Genomic DNA, 21,179 nt, shown 5'->3' with positions numbered 1-21,179 from the left:
ATTTTTATTCGTGATCGGGGCCGTATTGTACTTTGTTCATTACACGCAGCAGGTTGCCGCCCCATATTTTAGCTATTTCATTTTCAGTATATCCTTCTTCCAGCAGACGAACTGTGATGTTTATCAACTCGTTGGTTGCACGGCAACCGATTAGCTCGCCGTCGCCGTCAAAGTCGGAACCAATGCCTATGTGGTTTATTCCAATCAGATTTACGATATGGTTGATATGGCGGATGGCATCACTGAGTGAAGCCTTTTCTGAATCTTTATTGATAAAACCTTTGTAAAGGCAGAGTTGTACCACTCCCTGGCGTTCGGCCAGTGCTTTCAACTGGTCATCCGTCAGATTACGCGGATGATCGCAAAGGGCACGGGCAGAAGAGTGGGAAGCGATAATCGGATAACGGCTGGTTTCCAGCGCATCATAGAATGTGCTTTCGGCAGCATGCGAAACGTCTATCATGATACCAAGCCGGTTCATTTCATGTATTACTTCTTTTCCGAAGGGGCTGAGGCCGTTCCATTCTCCATTTCCCCGGGCAGAATCGCAAATATCATTATCACCGTTATGGCAAAGGGTAATATAAGCTACACCCAGTTCTTTGAAGCGTGCAACGTTCGCAATGTCCTTACCTATGGCATATCCGTTTTCCACACCTAGTAAAATGGACTTCTTGCCGGCGGCTTTCAGTACATGTACTTCCTGCGGAGAATGGGCAATGCACATACGTGTACGGTTCAACATGTGCTGGCGGCGGATTTCAAGGAGACGGTTTATTGCCAAGTCGGTGGCTTTCTGTGAAGAAATATCGTCTCTTGATCCTTGTGGAATATAGGCAACCATAAAGGTCGCATCGATCAACCCTTCCTCCATAAAAGGAAGATTCACCTTTCCGCCTTCTTTCATGCCGATATTGAATTCGCCCGGAAATATCATCGGCGTGTCTGTGTGCGAGTCTATAGTGACGTTACGGTTGTGAATCTCTTTCGCCCGGGCAAATGTACGGGCTGTATCAACATGATATCTGAATAGCTTCAGCATCTGTTCGTCACCATTTGGTGCCATGGTTTCAGGATGCCATTGTACACTGAAAATTGTTTTTTCCGGATGTTCTATTGCTTCGTTGATTCCGTCGGGAGCCGTTGCCGTAGCGATAAACTCAGGAGCAACTTCCTTTATTGCTTGGTGATGGAAAGAGTTTACGAGTATCGGGTCTTCCTTTAATATCTTGCCGAGTTTGCTTTCGCTTTCGTCCAGACTGACGGTATGCGAAGCAAATTCACGTGCCAGACTCTGGCTGTGTTTTAATAATTTATGGTCGCTTTGCGAATGAATATCCTGGTAAATACTGCCTCCGAATGCTACATTGATAAGTTGATGCCCGCGGCATATGCCCATAATAGGCAATTGGCGGTTGATTGCAAGGCGGAGCAGGATTAAGTCGAATTCGTCCCTGTATGTGTCCACATCCTGTAACTGGGGTATTGGTTCTTCAAGCAAATAAAGCGGGTTGATGTCTCCGCCTCCGCTCATTAATAGCCCGTCCAGGTTGGAAATGATAGCTGTTAGTGCTGCCAGATCCGTAATGACCGGAATAAGAACCGGAGCTCCTCCGGCTGCCAGTACGGATTGTACGTATGTTTCGGCTATACAGGAAAGTCCGTCTTTCCGATTAGCCGAAATTCCTATGCGTGGAGGTTGAAGGCTTCTTTTTAATGGTATAAACTGATCAACTTCCTTATATAAGGTTTCTAAATTCGGACGACGGATCTTCATATTCATATCTTTTTAAGTTGACAATTGACAATTGACAGTTAAAGTACCACTTGCGCACCTGCCAACTGTCAATTATCAACTGTTTAGGCGTCAATTTTAGCGTATGTTGCATTGTCTTCAATAAATTCGCGGCGCGGGCCAACGTCTTCACCCATAAGCATGGAGAATATCTGGTCTGCTTCGGCGGCATTATCGATAGTGATCTGCTTCAGAGTACGGTTATCCGGATTCATTGTCGTATCCCATAACTGGTGGTCGTTCATTTCTCCCAAACCTTTATAACGTTGGGTGTGGATCTGATTTTCATTACCATTACCGTATCTGTCGATGAAAGCTTGTCGTTGTTGTTCCGTCCAGCAATATTCTTCCACTTTACCCTTCTTACATAAGTAGAGCGGGGGAGTAGCCAGATAAACATATCCGTTCTCTATCAGAGCACGCATACGGCGGAAGAAGAAGGTCAGGATCAATGTTGCAATGTGGCTTCCGTCCACATCGGCATCGGTCATGATAATTACCTTGTGGTAACGTATCTTATCCATATTTAGAGCTTTCGGGTCATCTTCTGTTCCGATGGTAACTCCCATGGCACGGAAAATATTCTGGATTTCTTCACTTTCAAATATTTTATGGTCCATTGCCTTTTCGACATTCAGAATCTTACCACGAAGCGGGAGAATAGCCTGGAAGTTACGGTCGCGTCCCTGCTTGGCCGTACCACCAGCAGAATCTCCTTCGACAAGGAATAACTCACAGTCAGCAGCAATTTTAGATGAGCAGTCAGCCAGTTTGCCCGGAAGACCTCCACCTGTCATTGGAGATTTACGTTGTACCAGTTCGCGGGCTTTACGTGCAGCCTGACGAGCCTGTGCTGCCAAAATTACTTTGTCTACAATTATTTTGGCTTCCTTCGGATGTTCTTCCAGATAATATCCCAGTGCTTCACCGATGGCCTGGTCTACGGCTCCGGTTACTTCGCTGTTGCCCAGCTTTGTTTTTGTCTGTCCTTCAAACTGGGGTTCTGCTACTTTGATAGAAATGACAGCGGTAAGACCTTCGCGGAAATCGTCTCCCTGGATTTCAACTTTTGCCTTTTCCAGCAATTTTGAATCTTCTGCGTATTTCTTTAGCGTACGGGTCAAACCGCGGCGGAAACCAGCCAGGTGAGTACCTCCTTCTATCGTGTTAATGTCGTTAACGTAAGAAAATACGCTTTCGTTGTAGGACGTATTGTAAGTCATGGCCACTTCTACGGGTATACCCTGTTTTTCAGTCACGATATGAATAACATCCTGGATCAACTTTTCTTTGGAGCGGTCTATGTAACGGACAAATTCTTTCAAGCCTTCTTCCGAATGGAAAGTTTCGGATTTATAAGTCCCGTCTTCTTTCTTTACGCGTTTATCCGTCAGATGCAGCGTAATACCGGCATTCAGGAAAGCAAGTTCGCGTAAACGTGTTGCCAGAATATCGTACTTATATTCGGTGACACTGAAAATGCTTCCGTCCGGTTTGAAAGAAATGGTTGTTCCCACTCCATCCGTATCGCCTGCTATTTCTATATCATGTAAGGGTTTACCGCAAGAAAACTCTTGCATGTATAATTTTCCGTTTTTGCGGACTTCTGCTTTCAGATAAGTGGAAAGAGCGTTCACGCAGGACACACCCACCCCATGCAGACCACCGGAAACTTTGTAAGAACCTTTGTCAAATTTACCTCCGGCATGTAATACGGTTAATACTACTTCCAAAGCTGATTTTCCTTCTTTCTCATGAAAATCTACAGGAATACCGCGGCCGTCGTCGGTAACGCTGATTGAATTATCTTCGTTGATTATTACGTCAATATTAGAGCAATATCCGGCAAGAGCTTCGTCTATCGAGTTGTCTACAACTTCGTATACCAAATGGTGCAACCCTTTTTCGCTGGTGTCACCAATGTACATAGACGGTCTTTTGCGTACGGCTTCTAACCCTTCAAGCACCTGAATACTGTCTGCCGAGTATTCGTTAGCAGTATTCTTAATTTCTTCACTCATGAGTTTATATTGTTTTAATCAGTAATTATCTGCCTATAAAAAGCTAACAAATATAGTGAAAATAATTGACATGGTAGTCCTTTCGGCGTGTGAAAATACTGAAAACCCTTTCGGGGGTATTTTGGGTAGGCAACCCGATTGAAAAGGATAGGCAACTAAATCAAAAAGGGTAGGCAACGGGGTAAACTTTCTGTTAGGCTGGTGTTCTTTATTTATTAAATATAGTATCTTTGCTGTTGTTGTCAGGAGAAAGACATCCGGCAGCATTTTTTTTGAACATTTAATTATCAGAAGCGAAAAACTGGAAATTTTTGATCACTGATATTAAATGTTCGTGCCACGCTTATGTACATTTTGCTACAATAAGTTGGGGTGCGGGCATACAATATTCTTAGTGGTCGGGTTTCCAGTACCTTCGCTTCGAGGATGAGTATGTTTCGTGCCCCATTCTGTTTGGTAACGGGACATGCCAAAACTTAAGTATGTATGGATGAGTTTATGAACGCCGTGATCCGTGAGGTCGCAAAGCATACGCGTAAAATGTATGCCGATGAAGTTATAGGGCTTCTTTCTCCACTGAAAAAAAGTATGGGATTTGAACTGTCCGAAAAGCATCTGATTTTACCGTGGAGTAAGATATCTCCACTTCCGCTTCGGAATATCCGTTTGGTCTTGGTAACCAGTACTCATGTTTATATTTTATTTTGTACCGGTATGCTTCATAGTCTTTGCCGGATGGAACAGGAACATTTGATTACTTATGCCGAAGATGGCAAGCTGGGATTTGGGGAAATTCTCCTTGGTATGTGCCGTCGTTTTTTTAGGAAGTTCGGGATGAAAAAATAACGACAATAATTACAGTAACTATAAATGCGTAAAGAGGACAAAATTTAAACTTTGTCCTCTTTATCGGGTAGCCCGTGGGGGAATCGAACCCCCCTTTCAAGAATGAAAATCTTGCGTCCTAACCGATAGACGAACGGGCCGTCAGGTTTAAAAAAGCCGGGCTTAATAGAGTCCGGCTTCACACTTTATATAAAGTATTTACCTTATGCTTGTGCAAGTTTGTTGACATGCTTAGCCAACTTTGACTTCAGATTACCTGCCTTATTCTTATGAATAATGTTTTTCTTGGCAAGTTTATCCAACATTGAGCATACCTTCGGGAACAGAGCCTGAGCTTCATTCTTGTCTTCGGTAGCACGCAAAACTCTCATTGCATTTCTTGCAGTTTTTGCATAGTATCTGTTATGCAAACGTTTTGCATTTGTTTGTCTGATTCTTTTGATTGATGACTTGTGATTTGCCATTTCTTAGATATCCTCTCTATTTATTCTTTAATCTTGTTTATTGTAGCCCGTGGGGGAATCGAACCCCCCTTTCAAGAATGAAAATCTTGCGTCCTAACCGATAGACGAACGGGCCAAACTGTCAAAGCTCTCACTTTTAGCACTCTGAGAATGTTGATTTCCCGATTGCGAGTGCAAAGATAGATCATCTCGTCAAACTACCAAAACATTTCAAAGGAAATTTTAATAGAAGCATTTGTTTTAACTTCTATTTAGAACCTAAATCCTCTAAATGTATTTCCAGCGCTTTTACGGAAATGTTTATTTCCCAGATGCATACGCATAATGACGCTGCTAATAACAGGAGTGCAACACCAAATATCCATGCTGCAATTATTTGCCATGAAATATAGATAAAGAACATAGCGATGACGCAAAAGAGTAAACTAAGAATACCCAGTATCTGCATGGAACGTGTAAGATAAAGCCTTTTCCTCAAATTAGCTATCTGGGCAAAATCTTTCGGATCGTGTGTCTGTTGATGCTTTTCTTTCAGGTTGCGTACTACACTTGCATACGACAGAAACCGGTTTGTGTACGCCAGCAATATGAGCGATATGGCCGAAAACAATAATGATGGAGTGGTAAGATCTAACATAATCTGTTCTTTTTTATGTAACTGATGATACGCATAATAGTTTGTTGTTTTGTATCTTTGCTCTACAAAGATATAAATTTATGCTGAGTAAGACACGGGGAATTGTTTTGCATTCTATTCCGTATAACGATAAGTATTCTATTATATATATGTATACGGAGGCTTTTGGACGGGCTTCTTATCTGGTTGCGCGTAACCGGGGAAAGAAAAGCACGGTTTCCAAAGCACTGTTTATGCCTTTGTCCGTCTTGGAAATGGAGGTGGAGCATCTTAATAAGCGGGATTTGCATCGGATTAAAGAAACAAAAATATGTTATCCGCTTACAGCGCTTTTCTGCAATCCCGTGAAAAATGTGCTGGCTCTTTTCTTATCGGAGGTTCTTTTCCGGGTAGTGAAAGATACGGAACCCGATGCCCGCCTGTTTGGATTTCTTTATGAATCCATTCAAATGTTGGAGTACTCAGAAGAAGGAGTTGCCAATTTCCATCTTGTTTTTTTGCTTCGCCTGTTATATTATTTAGGTATTTATCCGAATGCGGATTCCCATAATCAGGGATATTATTTCGATATGTTGAATGGTGTTTTTATAGATTCAATACCAATGCACCGTCATTATTTGAACCGGGAAGAGAGCCTGATATTTGCCCGTTTGTTGAAAATCAGCTTTGAAAATATGTCCTTATTCACCTTCTCCCGTAAAGATCGTGTACGTATTATTGAGCGTATATTAGAATATTACCGGTTGCATCTGCCGGAGTTCCCGGAGATAAAATCTTTTTCGGTGTTGCAAAGTCTGTTTGATTAGGTAGTTTGCTCTTTGAATACTTGCCAGTTTGCGGAAAAGATTATACTTTTGCCGCACCAATAAGGAATGGTCTTGTAGTTCAATGGATAGAATAGAAGTTTCCTAAACTTTAGATCCGGGTTCGATTCCCGGCGAGACTACTACATCCTCTAGAAATCATAATTCCTTTCGAGAGAAAATAAAATTTCTTTCGGAAGGAATTATTTTTTTGATACCTTTAGCCCCAAACTCGGGAATATATGCAAAAGACATTGTGTATTGAAAATGATATTAAGGAATTAGACCGGATAAATGATTTTCTGGAGGTCGTGGATGAAGAGTTTCATCTGCCGTCTGCATTCCGGATGAAACTAAATCTGGTTCTGGAAGAAGCAGTATCCAATATTATTTTTTATGCATATAAACCGGGCGAAAAAGGTTGTTCTATAAATATTGTAGTGTCGTATGACAAAGGCTGGCTGACCCTGATGTTAATAGATTCGGGTATAGCTTTTGATCCTACCAAACGCGAAAATCCTGATATTACTTTGTCTGCAGATGAACGTCCTATTGGCGGATTAGGGATCTTTTTAATTAAGCAGATAATGGATGAGGTGAGTTATAGGAGAGAAAAGAAACAGAATGTTTTGATTATGAAGAAAAAAATAAAAGCATAATATATGAATGGTAATATGAAAGTAACAGTTACGGAAGGGCCGGAAGTTGTAGTAATTGTTTCCGGTAGATTGGATACGAATAGCAGTGCTGATTTTGAAAAAACAATAGAACCTGTTCTTACCGGAACGGCTTTGAAAGTAAAAGTGGATTGTTCTGATCTTAAATATATAAGTAGTTCCGGATTGAGAGTGTTTCTTTTGTTACAGAAAAAAGTTTCCCATCGAAGCGGAATATTGCGTTTGTGCGGTTTGAATGATGATGTCAGAGAGGTGTTTGATGTTACAGGCTTTTCCGCTTTGTTTTTAATTGAATAATAAAAAAGATTATATAAGAAAAGGGGCTGGATTTAAAATCGCCTCCTAATGTAATCAGCAAAATCTTGCCCAAGTTTAGCGTAATCTTGGGCAAGTTTGTTTAATATCTGAAGTGTCTAATTTCTTTACACAACTATCAAATAATTAGACACCTTTGAATGTTGTAAATGAAGTTAATGTGTTGATAATTAATTATATTTGTGTTTTGGCATACTTTTTGATTAGTTATGAATAAAGTCGTAGCTATTACAGGTAAAACCAAATTAATTAAATATGCAAAGTACATTCAGAAATTTGCTTTACGTTCTAACGCGTTATAAGTTGGCTACAGCCACTAACCTTTTGGGGTTGAGTTTTGCTTTTGTATTATTTATTCTGATTTGGATACATGTAAGTTATGAATATAATTTTGATGTATCTATACCCGATAGAGAGAGAATATTTCAACTAGAGAATATGCGTAATGATGGGATATGGGAAGCTAACTTCTCGCGCCCACAGCTTGAACGTTTTATTGCGGCTTCACCCGGTATAGAAGCAGCTGCTATTACAAATAATCTGGTTTATTCCTCTGTCCGTTTAGGTGTTTCTACCAGCAAAAAAGTTGATGGTAAGAGCTATATGGAACAAGTGGAACGAATAACTATCGGATATACAAAAGTTTTTGGTTTTGAGATGGTTGCCGGTAGTGCGGATTGCCTGAACCATCCGGATGGTGTATTGATATCGGAAAGCATGGCCCGGAAATTTTTCGGTGAAGGTAATCCGGTTGGTAAACCTGTTTATTTTTCGGAATTTGAAAGTGCTGAAGGTACAGACATATATGGACTCCATTTTGAACCGGCATATATAGTCGGCGGGGTTTATCGTGATTTTCCGGAAAATACCCGTTTGAAAAATGCGTTGTATATTCCAATCATGGAAAAAGAAATGATGCATGATTGGAATACAGGTCCATACTATTGTTACCTGTTGATGTCATCTCCTGAAGCAGTTCCTGCAACCATTGATCAATATATGACCAATAACAAGGAGTTTCTTAAAAATTTCGCGATTGAAGATATTCGTCTCAGACCTTTGACTGAACTTTATTTTGGCCAGCAGGTACGCGCAGATGCGGCTCCTGTCGGCAATAAGTTAAGGACGAATATGTTATTTTTTGTAGCCGTCCTGATTATCGGTATTGCGATGGTTAATTATATAAACCTTTCTATTGCATTGGCGCCGATACGTACTAAGTCGATTACTATTCAAAAAGTATTGGGTAGTTCGGATGCTACGCTTCGGAGATATCTTGTTCTGGAATCTTTAATAATCACCGTACTTGCATTTTTTATAGCTCTGTTTTTTGTTTTTCTTTTAAGCGATGTTCAATGGATTGCAGATATGTTGGGGCATCGGTTAGATTTATTCTCCAACTGGAGGATTTTAGCGATGACGTCATTAATTGTGATAGGATGTGGTATGTTTGCCGGAATATATCCCGCTTTTTATATAACCTCCTTCCCTCCGGTGATGGCTCTGAATAAAACTTTCGCACTAAGTGATAGGGCGAAGAATACCCGGAAATTGCTGATCGGATTTCAGTTTGTTATTTCAATCACATTGGTTGTCGGTTCGTTGTTCGTCTTTTTGCAAAACAAATATATAGGAAATGTTGATTTGGGATTTAATAAGGACCATATCATGGAAGTAAGATTAAGTATGGGAGCGGCATTGAATAAAAGTGAACTGTTCAAAGCCCGCCTTCTGGAGAGCCCGGATATCAGAGATGTGGCCTTTAGTGAGTTTAAATTTGTTTCGGACGAGTCCCGTTCCTTTATAGGATATAGCTATGAGGGGCAACATTCTTATATGAGTTGGTTTGGTGTTTCTTCTCGCTTCCCTGAATTAATGGATATTAAAATGATTGCCGGCCGATATTTCCGTCCGTCGGATGAAGCTCCGGGTAATAGTCAACCTGTCTGTATCTTAAGTGAAAGTGCGGCAAAGGATATAGCTTCCCGTTTTACTTCTGGAAGAATAAATGATCTTTCGGATATAGTAGGTACAAACATTTCTGATAATAACATACCGGTGCAGATCGTAGGTATTTTTGAAGATGTTCACTATGAATCTTTGTATAGGCAATTGCGTCCGCTGGGGCTTTGGGTATCGGCTAAGAATCATTATCGCCATACGGTACCGGAAAGATATTCGTATGTGAAAATTGCCGGAGGAGATCCGCGGGCGGCGATCGAACATATCCACAAAGTGACGGAAGAGTTAATGCCTGGATATCCGGTCGATATTCATTTTTTTGATTCGGTATTGGATGAGCTTTACCATAAAAGTCAAAAACAAGGAGCATTGGTTACCATCCTATGTCTTTTGGCAGTGTTTTTATCTTTGGTCGGAGTATTCGGATTGGTTATTTTTGAATTGCAAGGCCGGGAAAAAGAAATTGCTGTACGTAAGATATTTGGATCTACAGTTCGACAGATTCTTTGGATGTTAAACTCTTCTTTTCTTCGGGTTACACTCGTTTGTTTCGTTATTTCAATTCCTGTTGCTTATTATGGGGTAAATATATGGTTGCAAAGTTTTGCCTATAAGACACCTATTTATTTATGGGTATTTATCGCAGCATTATTAATAATCGCTTTGCTTACATCATTAACGGTTACATTCCAGAGTTATCGTGCTGCAACAGCAAATCCGGCTTCTAAACTGGGGCATTAATCGAATGCAAACCTACCCAGGGATGCGTTAAAATCGCAGGCTTGGGTAGGGTTTTATTGACTTTTTGTTTATTCTAAAGGAATATCATTGTCCGGTTGATCCCATGCCCCATTATTTATAACGCTTAAACTGAATGTTTCGTCCGGACTCTTCGGTGAGTAAAGTTTTCCTTTATATCGAATGATTTTATTGATTACAGGAGTGATGTTGCCGACTTCCCTTTTATGCTGCGATTCATCATTGCCTGTCGCAATTAAGGTTGCGGATATTGTTTGGTTGCCGGAAGGTATGAATGTATAGAAGTTATGTGTAAAATTATTCGTACCTTTTTCTTCATCTGTAAACAGGTGAGGGAAAGTATATGTATTTGTTTGTGTAGCACCTTCTCCTGTGAAAATATTAATCTGGTTAAAATAAGGTTTGACTTCGATGTCGAAACTTTTTAGTGTTGCAGGAACCATTTCTTCCGATACAAATTCTATCCGGCTGACAACACGCTTTAACTCTATGCTCTTATTGATATCGTTAGTTCCTACAGATATTATTTCGCAAACATGAAATGCATCTGAAACTTGATCTGATTTAAACATGTTCCCGGAAAGTTCAACAACTTCGGAAGAGTGGGCGAGAAATGCTATTTTATAATTTCCTGCAGGAAGGGAATCATAAATAATGGTAAAGTCGTCATCTGCCGAAGTGAACTGTTTATGCCGGATAAATTTTTCAGGATTTTCGGAATTGTCATATACGATATATTCGATTTTGCTGAAAAGATTGTCGCCCGCTTCCGGAGATTTATTTGTTTTAATTGGATCAGGAATTGACAAGTCCGGAATGCTTCGTACGGATGGAAATGATACGATTTCTTCTTTTAGCTGGAGTGAAAACCTGATTGGATATTGTTTTTCACCTGTCTTAATGGCATCGGAATCCAAAGTTTGGCAACCAGCCAGATAAAAAATACCGGCCAAAGCCAGTAACGTTCTCTTTTTCATAGTTTGGAATGATTAATATAAATATGCTTACAAAAGAAGCATTTATTTCTGTATTTAAAAAATATTAAGCCGGAAAATTAGAGTGGTCTTTTGTTTTTATCTAGTTTTGCTTACCTCGTGAAATTAATCGTAATGTAAAGTGTTAATACCATGAATCGCAAACTTAGGATGGGAATGATAGGTGGGGGCGAAGGCTCTTTTATTGGAGCTGTTCATCGCATGGCGGCTAACCTGGACGGACAGATAGAATTGGTCTGCGGATGTTTTAGTTCCGATCCCGAAAACTCCAGACGTACAGGTATTTCTTTGTTCTTGCCAGAAAATCGTATTTACAATACATATAAAGAGATGATAGAAAAGGAAGCCTCTCTTCCTGTGGGTGAACGTATGGATTTTATATCGGTTGTTACACCTAATCATCTTCATTTTGAACCGGCAATGTTGGCATTGGAACATGGTTTCCATGTGGTGTTGGACAAACCGGTGACTTTTACTTTGGAAGAAGCTAAATCGTTGCAACAAAAGGTTAAAGATACAGGCCTGTTGTTTGCCCTGACCCATACTTATACCGGCTATCCGATGGTTAAAGAAGCCCGGTTGCGGGTACGGCGGGGCGATTTAGGTAAAATTCGCCGTATTTATGTCTCTTACATACAGGGGTGGCTTTATGATGATTGTGCCGGAAGCAATAAGCAGGCCTCTTGGCGTGTAGATCCGAAGCGTTCCGGAAAAGCCGGTTGTATGGGTGATATCGGTACACATGCTTTTAACCTGGCGGAATATATAACCGGATTGAAAGCAATTGAAATATGTGCGGAATTGAATACGTTTGTGCCTGGCCGCCGTCTTGATGATGACGGTGCCGCCTTTATTCATTATGAAGGCGGAGCTGCCGGCGTGTTAACAGCCACCCAGATTGCGGCAGGAGTAGAAAACGATTTGACAATACGGATATATGGTGAAAAAGGCGGTTTGGAATGGCGTCAGGAAGAACCGAATACTATGATTCTTCGTTATCCCGGTCGTCCGGCAGAGATGGTCCGTACATCAAACTTGTATATGTCGGCTATTGCCGCTCATAATTCACGGGTTCCAGGCGGGCATCCCGAAGGTTATTTGGAAGCTTTTGCCAATATATACCGGAATTTTTCTTTGGCATTGCGATCTTTACAAAAAGGAGAAGTCCCAAAGTTGGAATATTCGGATTTCCCTTCAGTGGAGGAAGGCGTACGCGGCATGCAATTTATTGAGACAATGGTTGCTGCAGGTTCGAGTGGGGAGAAATGGGTGAAAATGATAGAGTAACATATTACAAACTTATATAAAATACGTAGGAAATGGATTTAAAGAAAATTGTTGCATTAGGCTTATTGTGCCTGGGCGTTTGTTCTCTGGGATATGCCCAGAAGCCGGAACTGAAATTCAACAAAGATAAAACGTTTAAAATCGTACAATTTACTGATTTGCACGTTGTGTGGCAGGATCAACGTTCCGACATTGCGTTTGAACGTATGAACCAAGTGTTGGATGTCGAAAAACCGGATCTGGTAGTTTTTACCGGTGATATAATTTACAGCAAACCTGCTGATCAGAATTTGCGGAATGTGCTGAAGACCGTGTCCGACCGTAAAATACCTTTTGCTATTACTTTTGGTAATCATGATCATGAACAGGGGATGACGAATGATCAATTGTTTGCTGCTGTTGCGGATATGCCTTATAATATCACTGTAGATGAGGTTCCCGAAATATCCGGCACAGGAAACTGTGCTTTGCCGGTTAAATCTTCGGATGGAAATAAAACGGCTGCAGTTCTGTATTGCTTTGACTCTAATGCTTATAGTGGTCTGGAAGGTGTAGATGGATATGATTATATCAAATTTGATCAGATAAACTGGTATCTGAACCGCAGTGCGGGTTTTACAAAAAACAATGGAGGTGAGGTTCTTCCTGCTTTGGCGTTCTTCCATATAGCATTGCCCGAATATGCCCAGGCTGCTTCGGACATGGCTTCTTGTATGTATGGCATTCGCAAGGAAGTAGTTTGCTGTTCTCCGTTGAACTCAGGTCTTTTTACGGCTATGAAACAAAGTAAGGATGTCATGGGTGTATTTGTAGGCCATGATCATGATGATGATTATGCTGTTTACTGGAAAGGGATTTTGTTGGCTTACGGACGTTTCACAGGAGGTAATACAGAATACAACCATGTGCCGAATGGTGCCCGTGTTATTGAAATGAAAGAAGGCGAACGTTCCTTCCGTTCATGGATTCGTACTAAAGCAGGAGTAGAGCAGGAGACAACTTTTCCAAATGACTTTGTAAGAAAATAAGCGGATATATATTTAACCCTTTTTGAAAAGATCCCGATCATTTTTTCAAATCATCCCGATGGTTTTGTAAAATGATCGGGATCTTTTTTTTAATGGTTGGATTGTTGTCTCTTCCCTTTTTAAACAAAAACAACATCTTGCCTTACTTTTAGTGCTTAATAATGATTAACTTTGCAGCTGATTGAAAAGTAAAAACAAAGTATGAAGAAGATTAGAGCCGCCATTGTAGGATATGGCAACATAGGAAAGTATGTATTAGAGGCCCTGGAAGCTGCTTCCGATTTTGAAGTGGCAGGTGTTGTACGTCGTAACCCCGAAGATATACCTGACGAATTGAAGGCTTATGCCGTTGTAGATAGCATTACGAAGTTAGATAAGGTGGATGTAGCCGTATTAGCTACTCCTACACGTAAGGTGGAAGAGTTTGCCAAAGAAATTTTGTCGCTTGGAATTAATACGGTGGATAGCTATGATATTCATGGTGGGATTGCAGACCTGCGCCGTTCATTGGATGCAGTGGCAAAGGCACATAATACGGTAGCTGTCATTTCAGCCGGCTGGGATCCGGGAAGTGATTCAGTGGTTCGTGCGCTGTTGGAAGCTATGGTTCCGAAAGGAATTACTTACACCAATTTCGGCCCTGGTATGAGTATGGGACATACGGTGGCTGTAAAAGCAATTGATGGCGTAAAAGCTGCTTTGAGTATGACTATACCTTTGGGCACTGGTGTTCATCGCCGTATGGTATATATAGAGGTAAAAGACGGTTATGATTTCAAGCAGGTAGCTGCCGCCATTAAATCAGACGAATATTTTGCCCATGACGAAACACATGTTATGCAGGTAGAGTCTGTAGACAATTTACTGGATATGGGGCACGGAGTCAATCTGGTTCGTAAAGGTGTTTCCGGAAAGACACAGAACCAGTTGATCGAATTTGATATGAAAATTAATAATCCTGCACTGACAGCACAAATCCTTGTGTCTGTAGCTCGTGCAAGCTTCAAACAGAAGCCGGGTGCTTATACCATGATAGAATTGCCGGTAATTGATATGTTATACGGCGAAAGAGAAGACTTAATAAAAAGACTCGTTTAATTATGCTGGATTTTATTACCTGGACGGCTGATCCCGCCATTTTTTCTATTGGATCCCGTGAAATACGCTGGTACGGACTTGCGTTTGCTATTGGTTTCTGGATAGGTTATACGATTGTGAACCGGATGTGGAAGGATGAAAAGTTGCCTCCTGCATGGATCGATTCGTTGCTTATTTATACTGTATTGGGAACAGTGATCGGTGCCCGTTTAGGACATTGTTTATTTTATGCTCCGGGTTATTATCTGGCCAATCCGATTGAAATATTAAAAGTCTGGGAAGGCGGTCTGGCAAGTCATGGCGGTACGTTGGGTATAGTTATTGCTATCTATTTTTATTCAAAACGTGTGACACATAAAAGCATGTTGTGGACGTTCGATAAATTGGTTGTTCCCACCGGTTTGGTTGCTGCTATGATACGTCTGGGAAACCTGATGAACCACGAGGTGTACGGACATCCTACGGATGCGTCGTGGGGATTCCGTTTTATAGAAAACCTGCATGCATGGAGAATGGGAGCCGAGCCGGTCTTCAGTGTCCCGAGCCATCCTACACAACTATATGAAGCTATTTGTTATTTACTTACTTTTGGCATTTGTATGTGGTTGTACTTTAAGAAAGAGGCTTGGAAGAAAGAAGGGCTTATCTTTGGCGTTTTCATGATATGTGTGTTTGGTTCACGTTTTTTTATAGAATTCCTGAAAAATAACCAGGAAGATTTTGAAGCCGGTATGATTCTGAATATGGGGCAATTGCTCAGTATTCCGTTTGTATTGGCCGGTTGCTACTTCGTATGGAGGGCGCTTACTAAGAATAAACAAAACTAACTGACAATTGATAATTCACAATCGACAGCAAAATACCGCTTGTCGTATCTGTCACTTGTCAACTGTAATTTGTCAACTGATAAAAGATGTATAAGTTAAAAGAAATAGCTGATAAAGTTTATTATGTTGGAGTAAATGACCGTCAGAAGGCTCTCTTTGAGAATATGTGGCCTTTACCGTACGGTGTTTCTTATAACTCCTATCTGATAGTGGACGAAAAGACTGTATTGATTGATACGGTAGATGTATGTTATTCCGACATTTTTCTGAAAAAAATAGCTGATGCTTTAAACGGACGCGAACTGGACTACCTGATTGTAGATCACATGGAACCCGATCATGCCGGAAGTATCCGCCTGTTACGCCAGCAATATCCGAATGTAAAGATCATAGGAAACAGTAAAACTTTTGGTATGCTTGACGGTTACCATGGCATCAATGAAGGATTACACGAAGTAAAAGAGGGCGATACGTTGAGTCTGGGACACCATAAGCTGACATTCTATATGGCTCCGATGGTACACTGGCCTGAAGTGATGGTTACTTATGATGCTACGGACAAGATTCTGTTTTCTGCCGACGCATTCGGTACATATGGTACTTTGGATGGTGGCGTAATTGATTCTGAAATGAATGTAGAGCACTACTGGGACGAGATGATCCGCTATTATTCTAATATTGTGGGTAAATATGGTAGTCCGGTACAAAAAGCTTTACAGAAGCTCTCGGCTTTGGAAATTAAAACTATTTGCTCGACTCATGGTCCGGTATGGCGTGAACACATTGCGAAAGCAATCGATATTTACGACCGTATGAGCCGTTATGAAGGAGAAGAAGGTGTAGTTATTGTTTACGGCAGCATGTATGGTAATACTGAACAGATGGCTGAGGCAATAGCATCTTCGCTGGCGGCTAATGGAATTCGTAATATAGTAATGCACAATGTTAGCAAGAGTCCGGCTTCATATATTTTGAAAGATATCTTTAAGTATAAAGGAGTCATTATAGGAAGTCCTACTTACTGTAACCAGTTGTTTCCTGAGGTGGAATCGATCTTGAGTAAGATAGAAGCGCGTGAGGTAAAGAACCGTTATTATGCTTATTTCGGCTCATTTACCTGGGCGGGTGCAGCGGTGAAGAAACTGACTGCATTTGGTGAAAAAATGAAATGGGAGACAGTAGCTGCTCCGGTTGAGCAGAAACAGGCTTTGAGTGCCGATAAATACAACGGCTGCATTGCTTTAGGCGAAGCAATGGCATCTAAACTGAAAACTATTTAATAACCGATTTAAATACATCGTTATGAGACTGATTATCGAACCTAATTACGAGCAACTCTCAAAGTGGGCTGCTAATTATGTTGCTGCAAAGATTAAGAAAGCAAATCCTACAGTTGAAAAACCATTTGTACTTGGCCTACCTACCGGATCTTCTCCGCTGGGTATGTATAAGAACCTGATCGAATTGAACAAACAAGGTGTTATTTCATTTCAGAATGTAATCACTTTCAATATGGATGAATATGTAGGTTTGCCTAAAGACCACCCTGAAAGCTATCATTCTTTTATGTGGAATAACTTCTTCAGCCATATTGACATCAAACCTGAAAATGTAAATATTCTGAATGGTAATGCAGCCGATCTGGAAGCCGAATGTGAAGCTTATGAAGCCAAGATGAAAGCTGTTGGCGGTATAGATTTATTCTTGGGCGGTATCGGACCGGACGGACATATCGCATTTAACGAACCGGGTTCTTCCCTGGCTTCACGTACACGTGTCAAATCGTTGACAACCGATACGATTATTGCCAATTCCCGTTTCTTCGACAACGACGTGAATAAGGTTCCGAAGACTTCTGTAACAGTAGGCGTAGGCACAGTGCTGGATGCAAAGGAAGTGCTTATCATGGTAAACGGGCACAACAAAGCCCGCGCTTTGCAGCAAGCTGTTGAAGGCTCTGTAAACCAGATGTGGACAATCACAGCTTTACAATTACATCCTAAAGGCATTATTGTAGCCGACGAAGCTGCTTGTGCCGAAATAAAAGTAGGTACTTATAACTATTTCAAAGACATTGAAAAAGACAACCTTTGTCCTTGCTCTTTATTGAAATAATTAGTTGCTAATAAATTAGTTGGATATGGAAGGATGCTCATTTACGGGCATCCTTTTTTGTTTTATTTTTAATTTGTAGCCGATAGCCTTTCTCCCTACTGTTTTCTATCTTTAGGTCAGGTATGAACCTCAGGTCTTCCCGCAAGCGTTTAACAGTTTGAATAAGTGCGACCCTGGTAGACATTCCGTCCTCCCAGACTATATCTTTTATAGTTTCTATAGGAATAAAATGTCCGTTTTCGTTTAGTAAAGAAATGAATAGTTTTAGCTTATAGCCGGATAATACAACATCTTTTCTATCCAGGTATTTTAAAATACCTTCTTTTTCGTTGAAAAGTAGTTTCTCCGAAATTGCAATATAGCCTTTCGGAATAATAATAGCCGGAACTTCTTCTTTTTTCTTTTTTAGTAATAACCAGGTAGCTCCACCTGTTAATAATAACCATATCAAAATTGTCAGGAAATAAAGCGAACGGGATTGTTGTATTATGTATGTGAATGGTAGCTTTATATAACCTTGAAGTCTAATTTTATGATCCAGTTCAAGTACAATATCGTCCAGTTTGTAAGCAGAAGCATAGAATGAAGAGTCTGCATTGCTATAATGCTTAATGCTATCGCATTCATAAATGACTGCTGTTTGAGCTAAAATATGATTTTGATGTAGTTCTTCTGCAAAAATACTGTCTAAACGGGCAGGATCAATAGGGTTTTTCTTAACTAAGTACATTTGTTCACAAAGATATTTTTTTTCATTTTTTGTTATCGATCCTGAATCTTCTGTCTTTTGGGTTAGAATAGTATTGTCATTTGTGCGCGTAATGACATGTGATGCATGTTTATTCCAAACCTTCTGTGTCAAACCTGAAGGAGTGGAGTCTTTAGCAATAGGAATGGAAATCCCAAAAAAAGGTGTTTCATTTTCTCTTATATCTTTGTCTAAGTGAATTGCTTTATTGAATAATCGGTTTGTACCGCTTAGAATGTGCTTTTTGTCTATAGAGTAATTCATGCAAGTTAAAAATCCACCAATTAAACTTATACAAATAATGGTTGCAATATATTGAATGTTAGTCTTGTTTGGAATTTTCATAGAAATATAAATTAATTATAATGTAAATATAAATAATTTTTAATCAAAGAGATACAAATATAATGACAAGAAAATGACATATTGTTAAAAAGGTTTTTGGTATTTGTCATTTATATGTTTTTGATATTTTTTGCTATTATAAAAGGGAGTTTGTTTATTTATACACTAAATCTAATTTTGATATGAGAACGAATATTGTAAAACACACATTGTTAACTGTGAGTATTATTGGTTTTATTTTAATCTCCTATATTTTTATTCAAAAGTATAGAGTAATTAAAGATATTACTGTAAATAATGTAGAAGCGCTGGCAGCAGGAGAAGGCGGAGGTACTGCATATTGTTTAGGAACCGGTTCTTTGGATTGTTATGGATTTAAAGTTGAAAGGATTGACTATTTTAGTTTGGATTACGAGTAAAATTCAAAAGATAGTTTATTGGTTATTTTAGGAATAAGTTTACTTGCTGATGTGCCATTATAACATTCGATAAACATTCGGTTCAATCTGAGGAGGTTTCAAATGTAACAGCTGAGATGACTCCCAAAGAATCCGGCATGTTCGACGAAACCATTATGATAAAATGTAATACGGAGCAACCGATACAGTTGAAAATAAGGGGACAAACTCTATAATGAAAAAAAGGGAAGAATGCCCGCAGATTTGTGAACGCTAAAGCAAACTTCCCCGATTGTCTCCACCTAAAATAGAAAGGAGGTGATGGCACAAAAGTAAGAAGAATTTAAGAATTGCAAATTTTTTTATCAGAGAACAGTAGACTAAAAAATTAGTAGATTAATAAACTTATAAACAAAAAAATATCATGAAAAAGAAATTATTCGGAATCGCTATAGTTGCAATGATTGCGATAGCAGCAGCATGGAATGTGAATGAAAATAAAAATGAAATCACATTATCTGATTTAACTTTAGATAACGTGGAAGCGTTAGCAAGTGGAGAATATGATATTCCTGGAACATGGTATATTTATATGAGTTGGGAAGGGGGCTTTGGAAATACACACTTACAAAAAACATGTACTGCTGGAGGAACTAGTGTATGCTAGAATCAGTCTAAAGCATAAATAAATTAAGTAATAAAGAGAGAATGTTTATTTAGCATTCTCTCTAAAAATCAAATATCTAAGTTATGCTCAAATATTCAATTATATTGATAGTAATATCTTTTTTTGCATGCTCTGAACAAAAAACGATACAAACTAACACGATTGTCATTAATGACAATAACAATTTTTCTATCAAAAACATTTTAGACTACCAATTTATACCTCTTGAGACAACAACAGAGTCTCTTTTGTCAAGTATACGAGATGTAAAAATATATGATAATAAATTATTTATACTTGATGGTAAATTGTCTAGAGTACTTGTGTTTAATACCTCTGGCAAATTTATTGCTCAGATTGGCTCTTTGGGCGAAGGTCCAAATGAATACTTAAATGTCTGTACATTCCATCTTGATTCGATTGCGCATGTAATAACTTTAGCTGATGCTGTTTCGTGTAAATTACTACATTATCAATTAAATGATTACAAGTTGATTTCAACACAAAAAACAGAGTATTTTCAAGAGTGTGCATGGTTTTCCAATGGGGATATTGCATGGTATCTTGGAAATGGATTTGAAACAGAAAAAAGAATATCATATTACATAAAAATAACAGACAACAAACTAAACCATATACAATATTTACTCCCGGTTGATTTTTCTATACAATATGGAGTAGCAGCAGGAAGTTTTTTTTATCAAAATGGCGGAGAGATATTTTTAAACATACCATTTAAGTCTACTGTTTATCATATTACTTCTCAAAAGGCAGAAGAGCACTTTACGATAAATCTGGGTAATCATAAATTTGCACCTTTAGATTGGCTTAAAAAAGAAGCAAGCAAAAATTATGCAAGTGCAATAATGACTTCTAACTATATTTCTGCTTGTAATATAAAAGAGACGAAAAACTACATTAGTGCTTGTTTTTATGCTAAAGGAGCAAACGGGTACATTTGTTTTTATAATAAAAATACACAATCTAGTTGCAAATATAGCGGTACTGATTTTATTAAACTGACAGGCCTGGTTGGAATAGGGCACATAAAAAGCGTATATAATGACTACTTTATAACAGATATTAGTGCAGGAGCATTAAAACGAAATTCCATTTCACGACAAGACTTACAAGAGATAGCTAAAAATATAAATGAAGAAGATAATCCCGTATTATGTTTATTTAAACCGAAATAACATCATTGTTTTATGAAACACATTTATTTATTAATAGGGACAGTATGTATATTTTTTATCTCTGCATGTGACCAGCTACCCGGTAATTTAGTCATTAATACAAATGTGAAGTTACTAGGCAATAGTATATGTTAGAAAAAATATATTAGTAGTTTGAATTATTCATATAATAACAATTTTCCGTCTTTTATTACTA

At 39.2% G+C, this 21,179-nt stretch carries 21 protein-coding genes and 3 tRNA genes; 16 read left to right on the top strand and 8 right to left on the bottom strand.

Annotation, left to right across the window (positions count from 1 at the left end; genetic code table 11):
• Window positions 1-4: 4 nt before the first annotated feature.
• Together CTY47_RS09115 and gyrB are read right to left on the bottom strand one after the other, a co-directional pair.
• On the bottom strand, window positions 5-1,777 hold the full coding sequence (locus CTY47_RS09115; RefSeq protein WP_099464865.1) for a gamma-glutamyl-gamma-aminobutyrate hydrolase family protein: 1,773 nt from the start codon (window positions 1,775-1,777) through the stop codon (window positions 5-7).
• A gap of 83 nt (window positions 1,778-1,860) precedes the next feature.
• On the bottom strand, window positions 1,861-3,816 hold the full coding sequence (gene gyrB / locus CTY47_RS09110; protein ID WP_099464447.1) for a DNA topoisomerase (ATP-hydrolyzing) subunit B: 1,956 nt from the start codon (window positions 3,814-3,816) through the stop codon (window positions 1,861-1,863).
• 486 nt (window positions 3,817-4,302) lie between these two features.
• On the opposite strand from gyrB, the gene CTY47_RS09105 reads away from it, so the two are divergent.
• Window positions 4,303-4,662: a hypothetical protein gene (locus CTY47_RS09105; protein ID WP_099464446.1), complete on the top strand. Its 360-nt coding sequence runs from the start codon at window positions 4,303-4,305 to the stop codon at window positions 4,660-4,662.
• A 68-nt stretch (window positions 4,663-4,730) separates the two neighbouring features.
• Here the strand turns inward: CTY47_RS09105 and CTY47_RS09100 are convergent.
• The 4 genes from CTY47_RS09100 to CTY47_RS09085 form a co-directional block, all read right to left on the bottom strand.
• Window positions 4,731-4,802, bottom strand: a tRNA-Glu gene (locus tag CTY47_RS09100).
• Between the two features lie 63 nt (window positions 4,803-4,865).
• Window positions 4,866-5,126, bottom strand: coding sequence for a 30S ribosomal protein S20 (gene rpsT / locus CTY47_RS09095; RefSeq protein ID WP_099464445.1), 261 nt, complete (start codon window positions 5,124-5,126; stop codon window positions 4,866-4,868).
• Between the two features lie 43 nt (window positions 5,127-5,169).
• Window positions 5,170-5,241 (bottom strand) — tRNA-Glu (locus CTY47_RS09090).
• A gap of 132 nt (window positions 5,242-5,373) precedes the next feature.
• On the bottom strand, window positions 5,374-5,763 hold the full coding sequence (locus CTY47_RS09085; RefSeq protein ID WP_099464444.1) for a DUF2721 domain-containing protein: 390 nt from the start codon (window positions 5,761-5,763) through the stop codon (window positions 5,374-5,376).
• A gap of 80 nt (window positions 5,764-5,843) precedes the next feature.
• Between CTY47_RS09085 and recO the strand changes: the two genes are divergently transcribed.
• The 5 genes from recO (at window position 5,844) to CTY47_RS09060 (ending at window position 10,261) form a co-directional block, all read left to right on the top strand.
• Entirely contained in the window at window positions 5,844-6,569 is a 726-nt protein-coding gene (gene recO, locus CTY47_RS09080; protein WP_099464443.1) for a DNA repair protein RecO, read from the top strand.
• A 68-nt stretch (window positions 6,570-6,637) separates the two neighbouring features.
• A tRNA-Arg gene (locus CTY47_RS09075) sits at window positions 6,638-6,709 on the top strand.
• A gap of 99 nt (window positions 6,710-6,808) precedes the next feature.
• Window positions 6,809-7,225 (top strand): ATP-binding protein, encoded by a 417-nt coding sequence (locus CTY47_RS09070; RefSeq protein WP_099464442.1) that lies wholly within the window; start codon window positions 6,809-6,811, stop codon window positions 7,223-7,225.
• Window positions 7,226-7,228: 3 nt separating this feature from the next.
• The gene (locus CTY47_RS09065; RefSeq protein ID WP_233202134.1) at window positions 7,229-7,540 is read left to right on the top strand and encodes an STAS domain-containing protein; all 312 of its coding nucleotides are present in this window, start codon (window positions 7,229-7,231) and stop codon (window positions 7,538-7,540) included.
• 273 nt (window positions 7,541-7,813) lie between these two features.
• Window positions 7,814-10,261: an ABC transporter permease gene (locus tag CTY47_RS09060; protein ID WP_099464441.1), complete on the top strand. Its 2,448-nt coding sequence runs from the start codon at window positions 7,814-7,816 to the stop codon at window positions 10,259-10,261.
• A gap of 68 nt (window positions 10,262-10,329) precedes the next feature.
• Here the strand turns inward: CTY47_RS09060 and CTY47_RS09055 are convergent, their stop codons facing one another.
• On the bottom strand, window positions 10,330-11,256 hold the full coding sequence (locus CTY47_RS09055; protein ID WP_099464440.1) for a hypothetical protein: 927 nt from the start codon (window positions 11,254-11,256) through the stop codon (window positions 10,330-10,332).
• Window positions 11,257-11,406: 150 nt separating this feature from the next.
• Here CTY47_RS09055 and CTY47_RS09050 point away from each other — a divergent pair, with 150 nt between their 5' ends.
• The 6 genes from CTY47_RS09050 to nagB all read left to right on the top strand — a co-directional run bounded on the left by CTY47_RS09050 (window position 11,407) and on the right by nagB (window position 17,629).
• Entirely contained in the window at window positions 11,407-12,561 is a 1,155-nt protein-coding gene (locus CTY47_RS09050) for a Gfo/Idh/MocA family protein (RefSeq protein ID WP_099464439.1), read from the top strand.
• Between the two features lie 32 nt (window positions 12,562-12,593).
• Window positions 12,594-13,589 (top strand): metallophosphoesterase family protein, encoded by a 996-nt coding sequence (locus CTY47_RS09045; RefSeq protein ID WP_099464438.1) that lies wholly within the window; start codon window positions 12,594-12,596, stop codon window positions 13,587-13,589.
• Between the two features lie 201 nt (window positions 13,590-13,790).
• Window positions 13,791-14,687, top strand: a complete 897-nt coding sequence (locus CTY47_RS09040) for a diaminopimelate dehydrogenase (RefSeq protein ID WP_099464437.1) — start codon at window positions 13,791-13,793, stop codon at window positions 14,685-14,687.
• A gap of 2 nt (window positions 14,688-14,689) precedes the next feature.
• Window positions 14,690-15,514 (top strand): prolipoprotein diacylglyceryl transferase, encoded by an 825-nt coding sequence (gene lgt / locus CTY47_RS09035; RefSeq protein WP_099464436.1) that lies wholly within the window; start codon window positions 14,690-14,692, stop codon window positions 15,512-15,514.
• Between the two features lie 86 nt (window positions 15,515-15,600).
• Complete coding sequence (locus CTY47_RS09030; protein WP_099464435.1) at window positions 15,601-16,794, top strand: FprA family A-type flavoprotein; 1,194 nt, start codon at window positions 15,601-15,603, stop codon at window positions 16,792-16,794.
• Between the two features lie 22 nt (window positions 16,795-16,816).
• On the top strand, window positions 16,817-17,629 hold the full coding sequence (gene nagB / locus CTY47_RS09025; RefSeq protein ID WP_099464434.1) for a glucosamine-6-phosphate deaminase: 813 nt from the start codon (window positions 16,817-16,819) through the stop codon (window positions 17,627-17,629).
• Between the two features lie 37 nt (window positions 17,630-17,666).
• On the opposite strand, the gene CTY47_RS09020 is transcribed toward nagB, so the two are convergent.
• Entirely contained in the window at window positions 17,667-18,722 is a 1,056-nt protein-coding gene (locus CTY47_RS09020) for a winged helix-turn-helix domain-containing protein (protein ID WP_099464433.1), read from the bottom strand.
• 182 nt (window positions 18,723-18,904) lie between these two features.
• On the opposite strand from CTY47_RS09020, the gene CTY47_RS09015 reads away from it, so the two are divergent.
• From CTY47_RS09015 to CTY47_RS09000, 4 genes are all read left to right on the top strand, one after another.
• Window positions 18,905-19,141 carry an NVEALA domain-containing protein gene (locus tag CTY47_RS09015; protein ID WP_099464432.1) on the top strand — a complete coding sequence of 79 codons (237 nt, stop codon included), beginning with the start codon at window positions 18,905-18,907 and terminating at the stop codon, window positions 19,139-19,141.
• Window positions 19,142-19,197: 56 nt separating this feature from the next.
• Window positions 19,198-19,356 carry a DUF1573 domain-containing protein gene (locus tag CTY47_RS17600; RefSeq protein WP_099464431.1) on the top strand — a complete coding sequence of 53 codons (159 nt, stop codon included), beginning with the start codon at window positions 19,198-19,200 and terminating at the stop codon, window positions 19,354-19,356.
• Window positions 19,357-19,544: 188 nt separating this feature from the next.
• Complete coding sequence (locus CTY47_RS09005; RefSeq protein ID WP_099464430.1) at window positions 19,545-19,787, top strand: NVEALA domain-containing protein; 243 nt, start codon at window positions 19,545-19,547, stop codon at window positions 19,785-19,787.
• Between the two features lie 83 nt (window positions 19,788-19,870).
• Window positions 19,871-20,983: a 6-bladed beta-propeller gene (locus CTY47_RS09000; protein ID WP_099464429.1), complete on the top strand. Its 1,113-nt coding sequence runs from the start codon at window positions 19,871-19,873 to the stop codon at window positions 20,981-20,983.
• Window positions 20,984-21,179 lie beyond the last annotated feature (196 nt).

This window comes from Parabacteroides provencensis, from assembly GCF_900232875.1.
Classification (GTDB): domain Bacteria; phylum Bacteroidota; class Bacteroidia; order Bacteroidales; family Tannerellaceae; genus Parabacteroides; species Parabacteroides chinchillae.
The sequence above is the reverse complement of the archived record's forward strand: the minus strand, read 5'-3'. Positions and strand labels throughout refer to the sequence as shown.

Bases quoted from the DNA above. Each gene is read 5' to 3' on its own strand.
- CTY47_RS09115 (WP_099464865.1), bottom strand. From the start codon at position 1,777: ATGAAGATCCGTCGTCCGAATTTAGAAACCTTATATAAGGAAGTTGAT.
- gyrB (WP_099464447.1), bottom strand. From the start codon at position 3,816: ATGAGTGAAGAAATTAAGAATACTGCTAACGAATACTCGGCAGACAGT.
- CTY47_RS09105 (WP_099464446.1), top strand. From the start codon at position 4,303: ATGGATGAGTTTATGAACGCCGTGATCCGTGAGGTCGCAAAGCATACG.
- rpsT (WP_099464445.1), bottom strand. From the start codon at position 5,126: ATGGCAAATCACAAGTCATCAATCAAAAGAATCAGACAAACAAATGCA.
- CTY47_RS09085 (WP_099464444.1), bottom strand. From the start codon at position 5,763: ATGTTAGATCTTACCACTCCATCATTATTGTTTTCGGCCATATCGCTC.
- recO (WP_099464443.1), top strand. From the start codon at position 5,844: ATGCTGAGTAAGACACGGGGAATTGTTTTGCATTCTATTCCGTATAAC.
- CTY47_RS09070 (WP_099464442.1), top strand. From the start codon at position 6,809: ATGCAAAAGACATTGTGTATTGAAAATGATATTAAGGAATTAGACCGG.
- CTY47_RS09065 (WP_233202134.1), top strand. From the start codon at position 7,229: ATGAATGGTAATATGAAAGTAACAGTTACGGAAGGGCCGGAAGTTGTA.
- CTY47_RS09060 (WP_099464441.1), top strand. From the start codon at position 7,814: ATGCAAAGTACATTCAGAAATTTGCTTTACGTTCTAACGCGTTATAAG.
- CTY47_RS09055 (WP_099464440.1), bottom strand. From the start codon at position 11,256: ATGAAAAAGAGAACGTTACTGGCTTTGGCCGGTATTTTTTATCTGGCT.
- CTY47_RS09050 (WP_099464439.1), top strand. From the start codon at position 11,407: ATGAATCGCAAACTTAGGATGGGAATGATAGGTGGGGGCGAAGGCTCT.
- CTY47_RS09045 (WP_099464438.1), top strand. From the start codon at position 12,594: ATGGATTTAAAGAAAATTGTTGCATTAGGCTTATTGTGCCTGGGCGTT.
- CTY47_RS09040 (WP_099464437.1), top strand. From the start codon at position 13,791: ATGAAGAAGATTAGAGCCGCCATTGTAGGATATGGCAACATAGGAAAG.
- lgt (WP_099464436.1), top strand. From the start codon at position 14,690: ATGCTGGATTTTATTACCTGGACGGCTGATCCCGCCATTTTTTCTATT.
- CTY47_RS09030 (WP_099464435.1), top strand. From the start codon at position 15,601: ATGTATAAGTTAAAAGAAATAGCTGATAAAGTTTATTATGTTGGAGTA.
- nagB (WP_099464434.1), top strand. From the start codon at position 16,817: ATGAGACTGATTATCGAACCTAATTACGAGCAACTCTCAAAGTGGGCT.
- CTY47_RS09020 (WP_099464433.1), bottom strand. From the start codon at position 18,722: ATGAAAATTCCAAACAAGACTAACATTCAATATATTGCAACCATTATT.
- CTY47_RS09015 (WP_099464432.1), top strand. From the start codon at position 18,905: ATGAGAACGAATATTGTAAAACACACATTGTTAACTGTGAGTATTATT.
- CTY47_RS09005 (WP_099464430.1), top strand. From the start codon at position 19,545: ATGAAAAAGAAATTATTCGGAATCGCTATAGTTGCAATGATTGCGATA.
- CTY47_RS09000 (WP_099464429.1), top strand. From the start codon at position 19,871: ATGCTCAAATATTCAATTATATTGATAGTAATATCTTTTTTTGCATGC.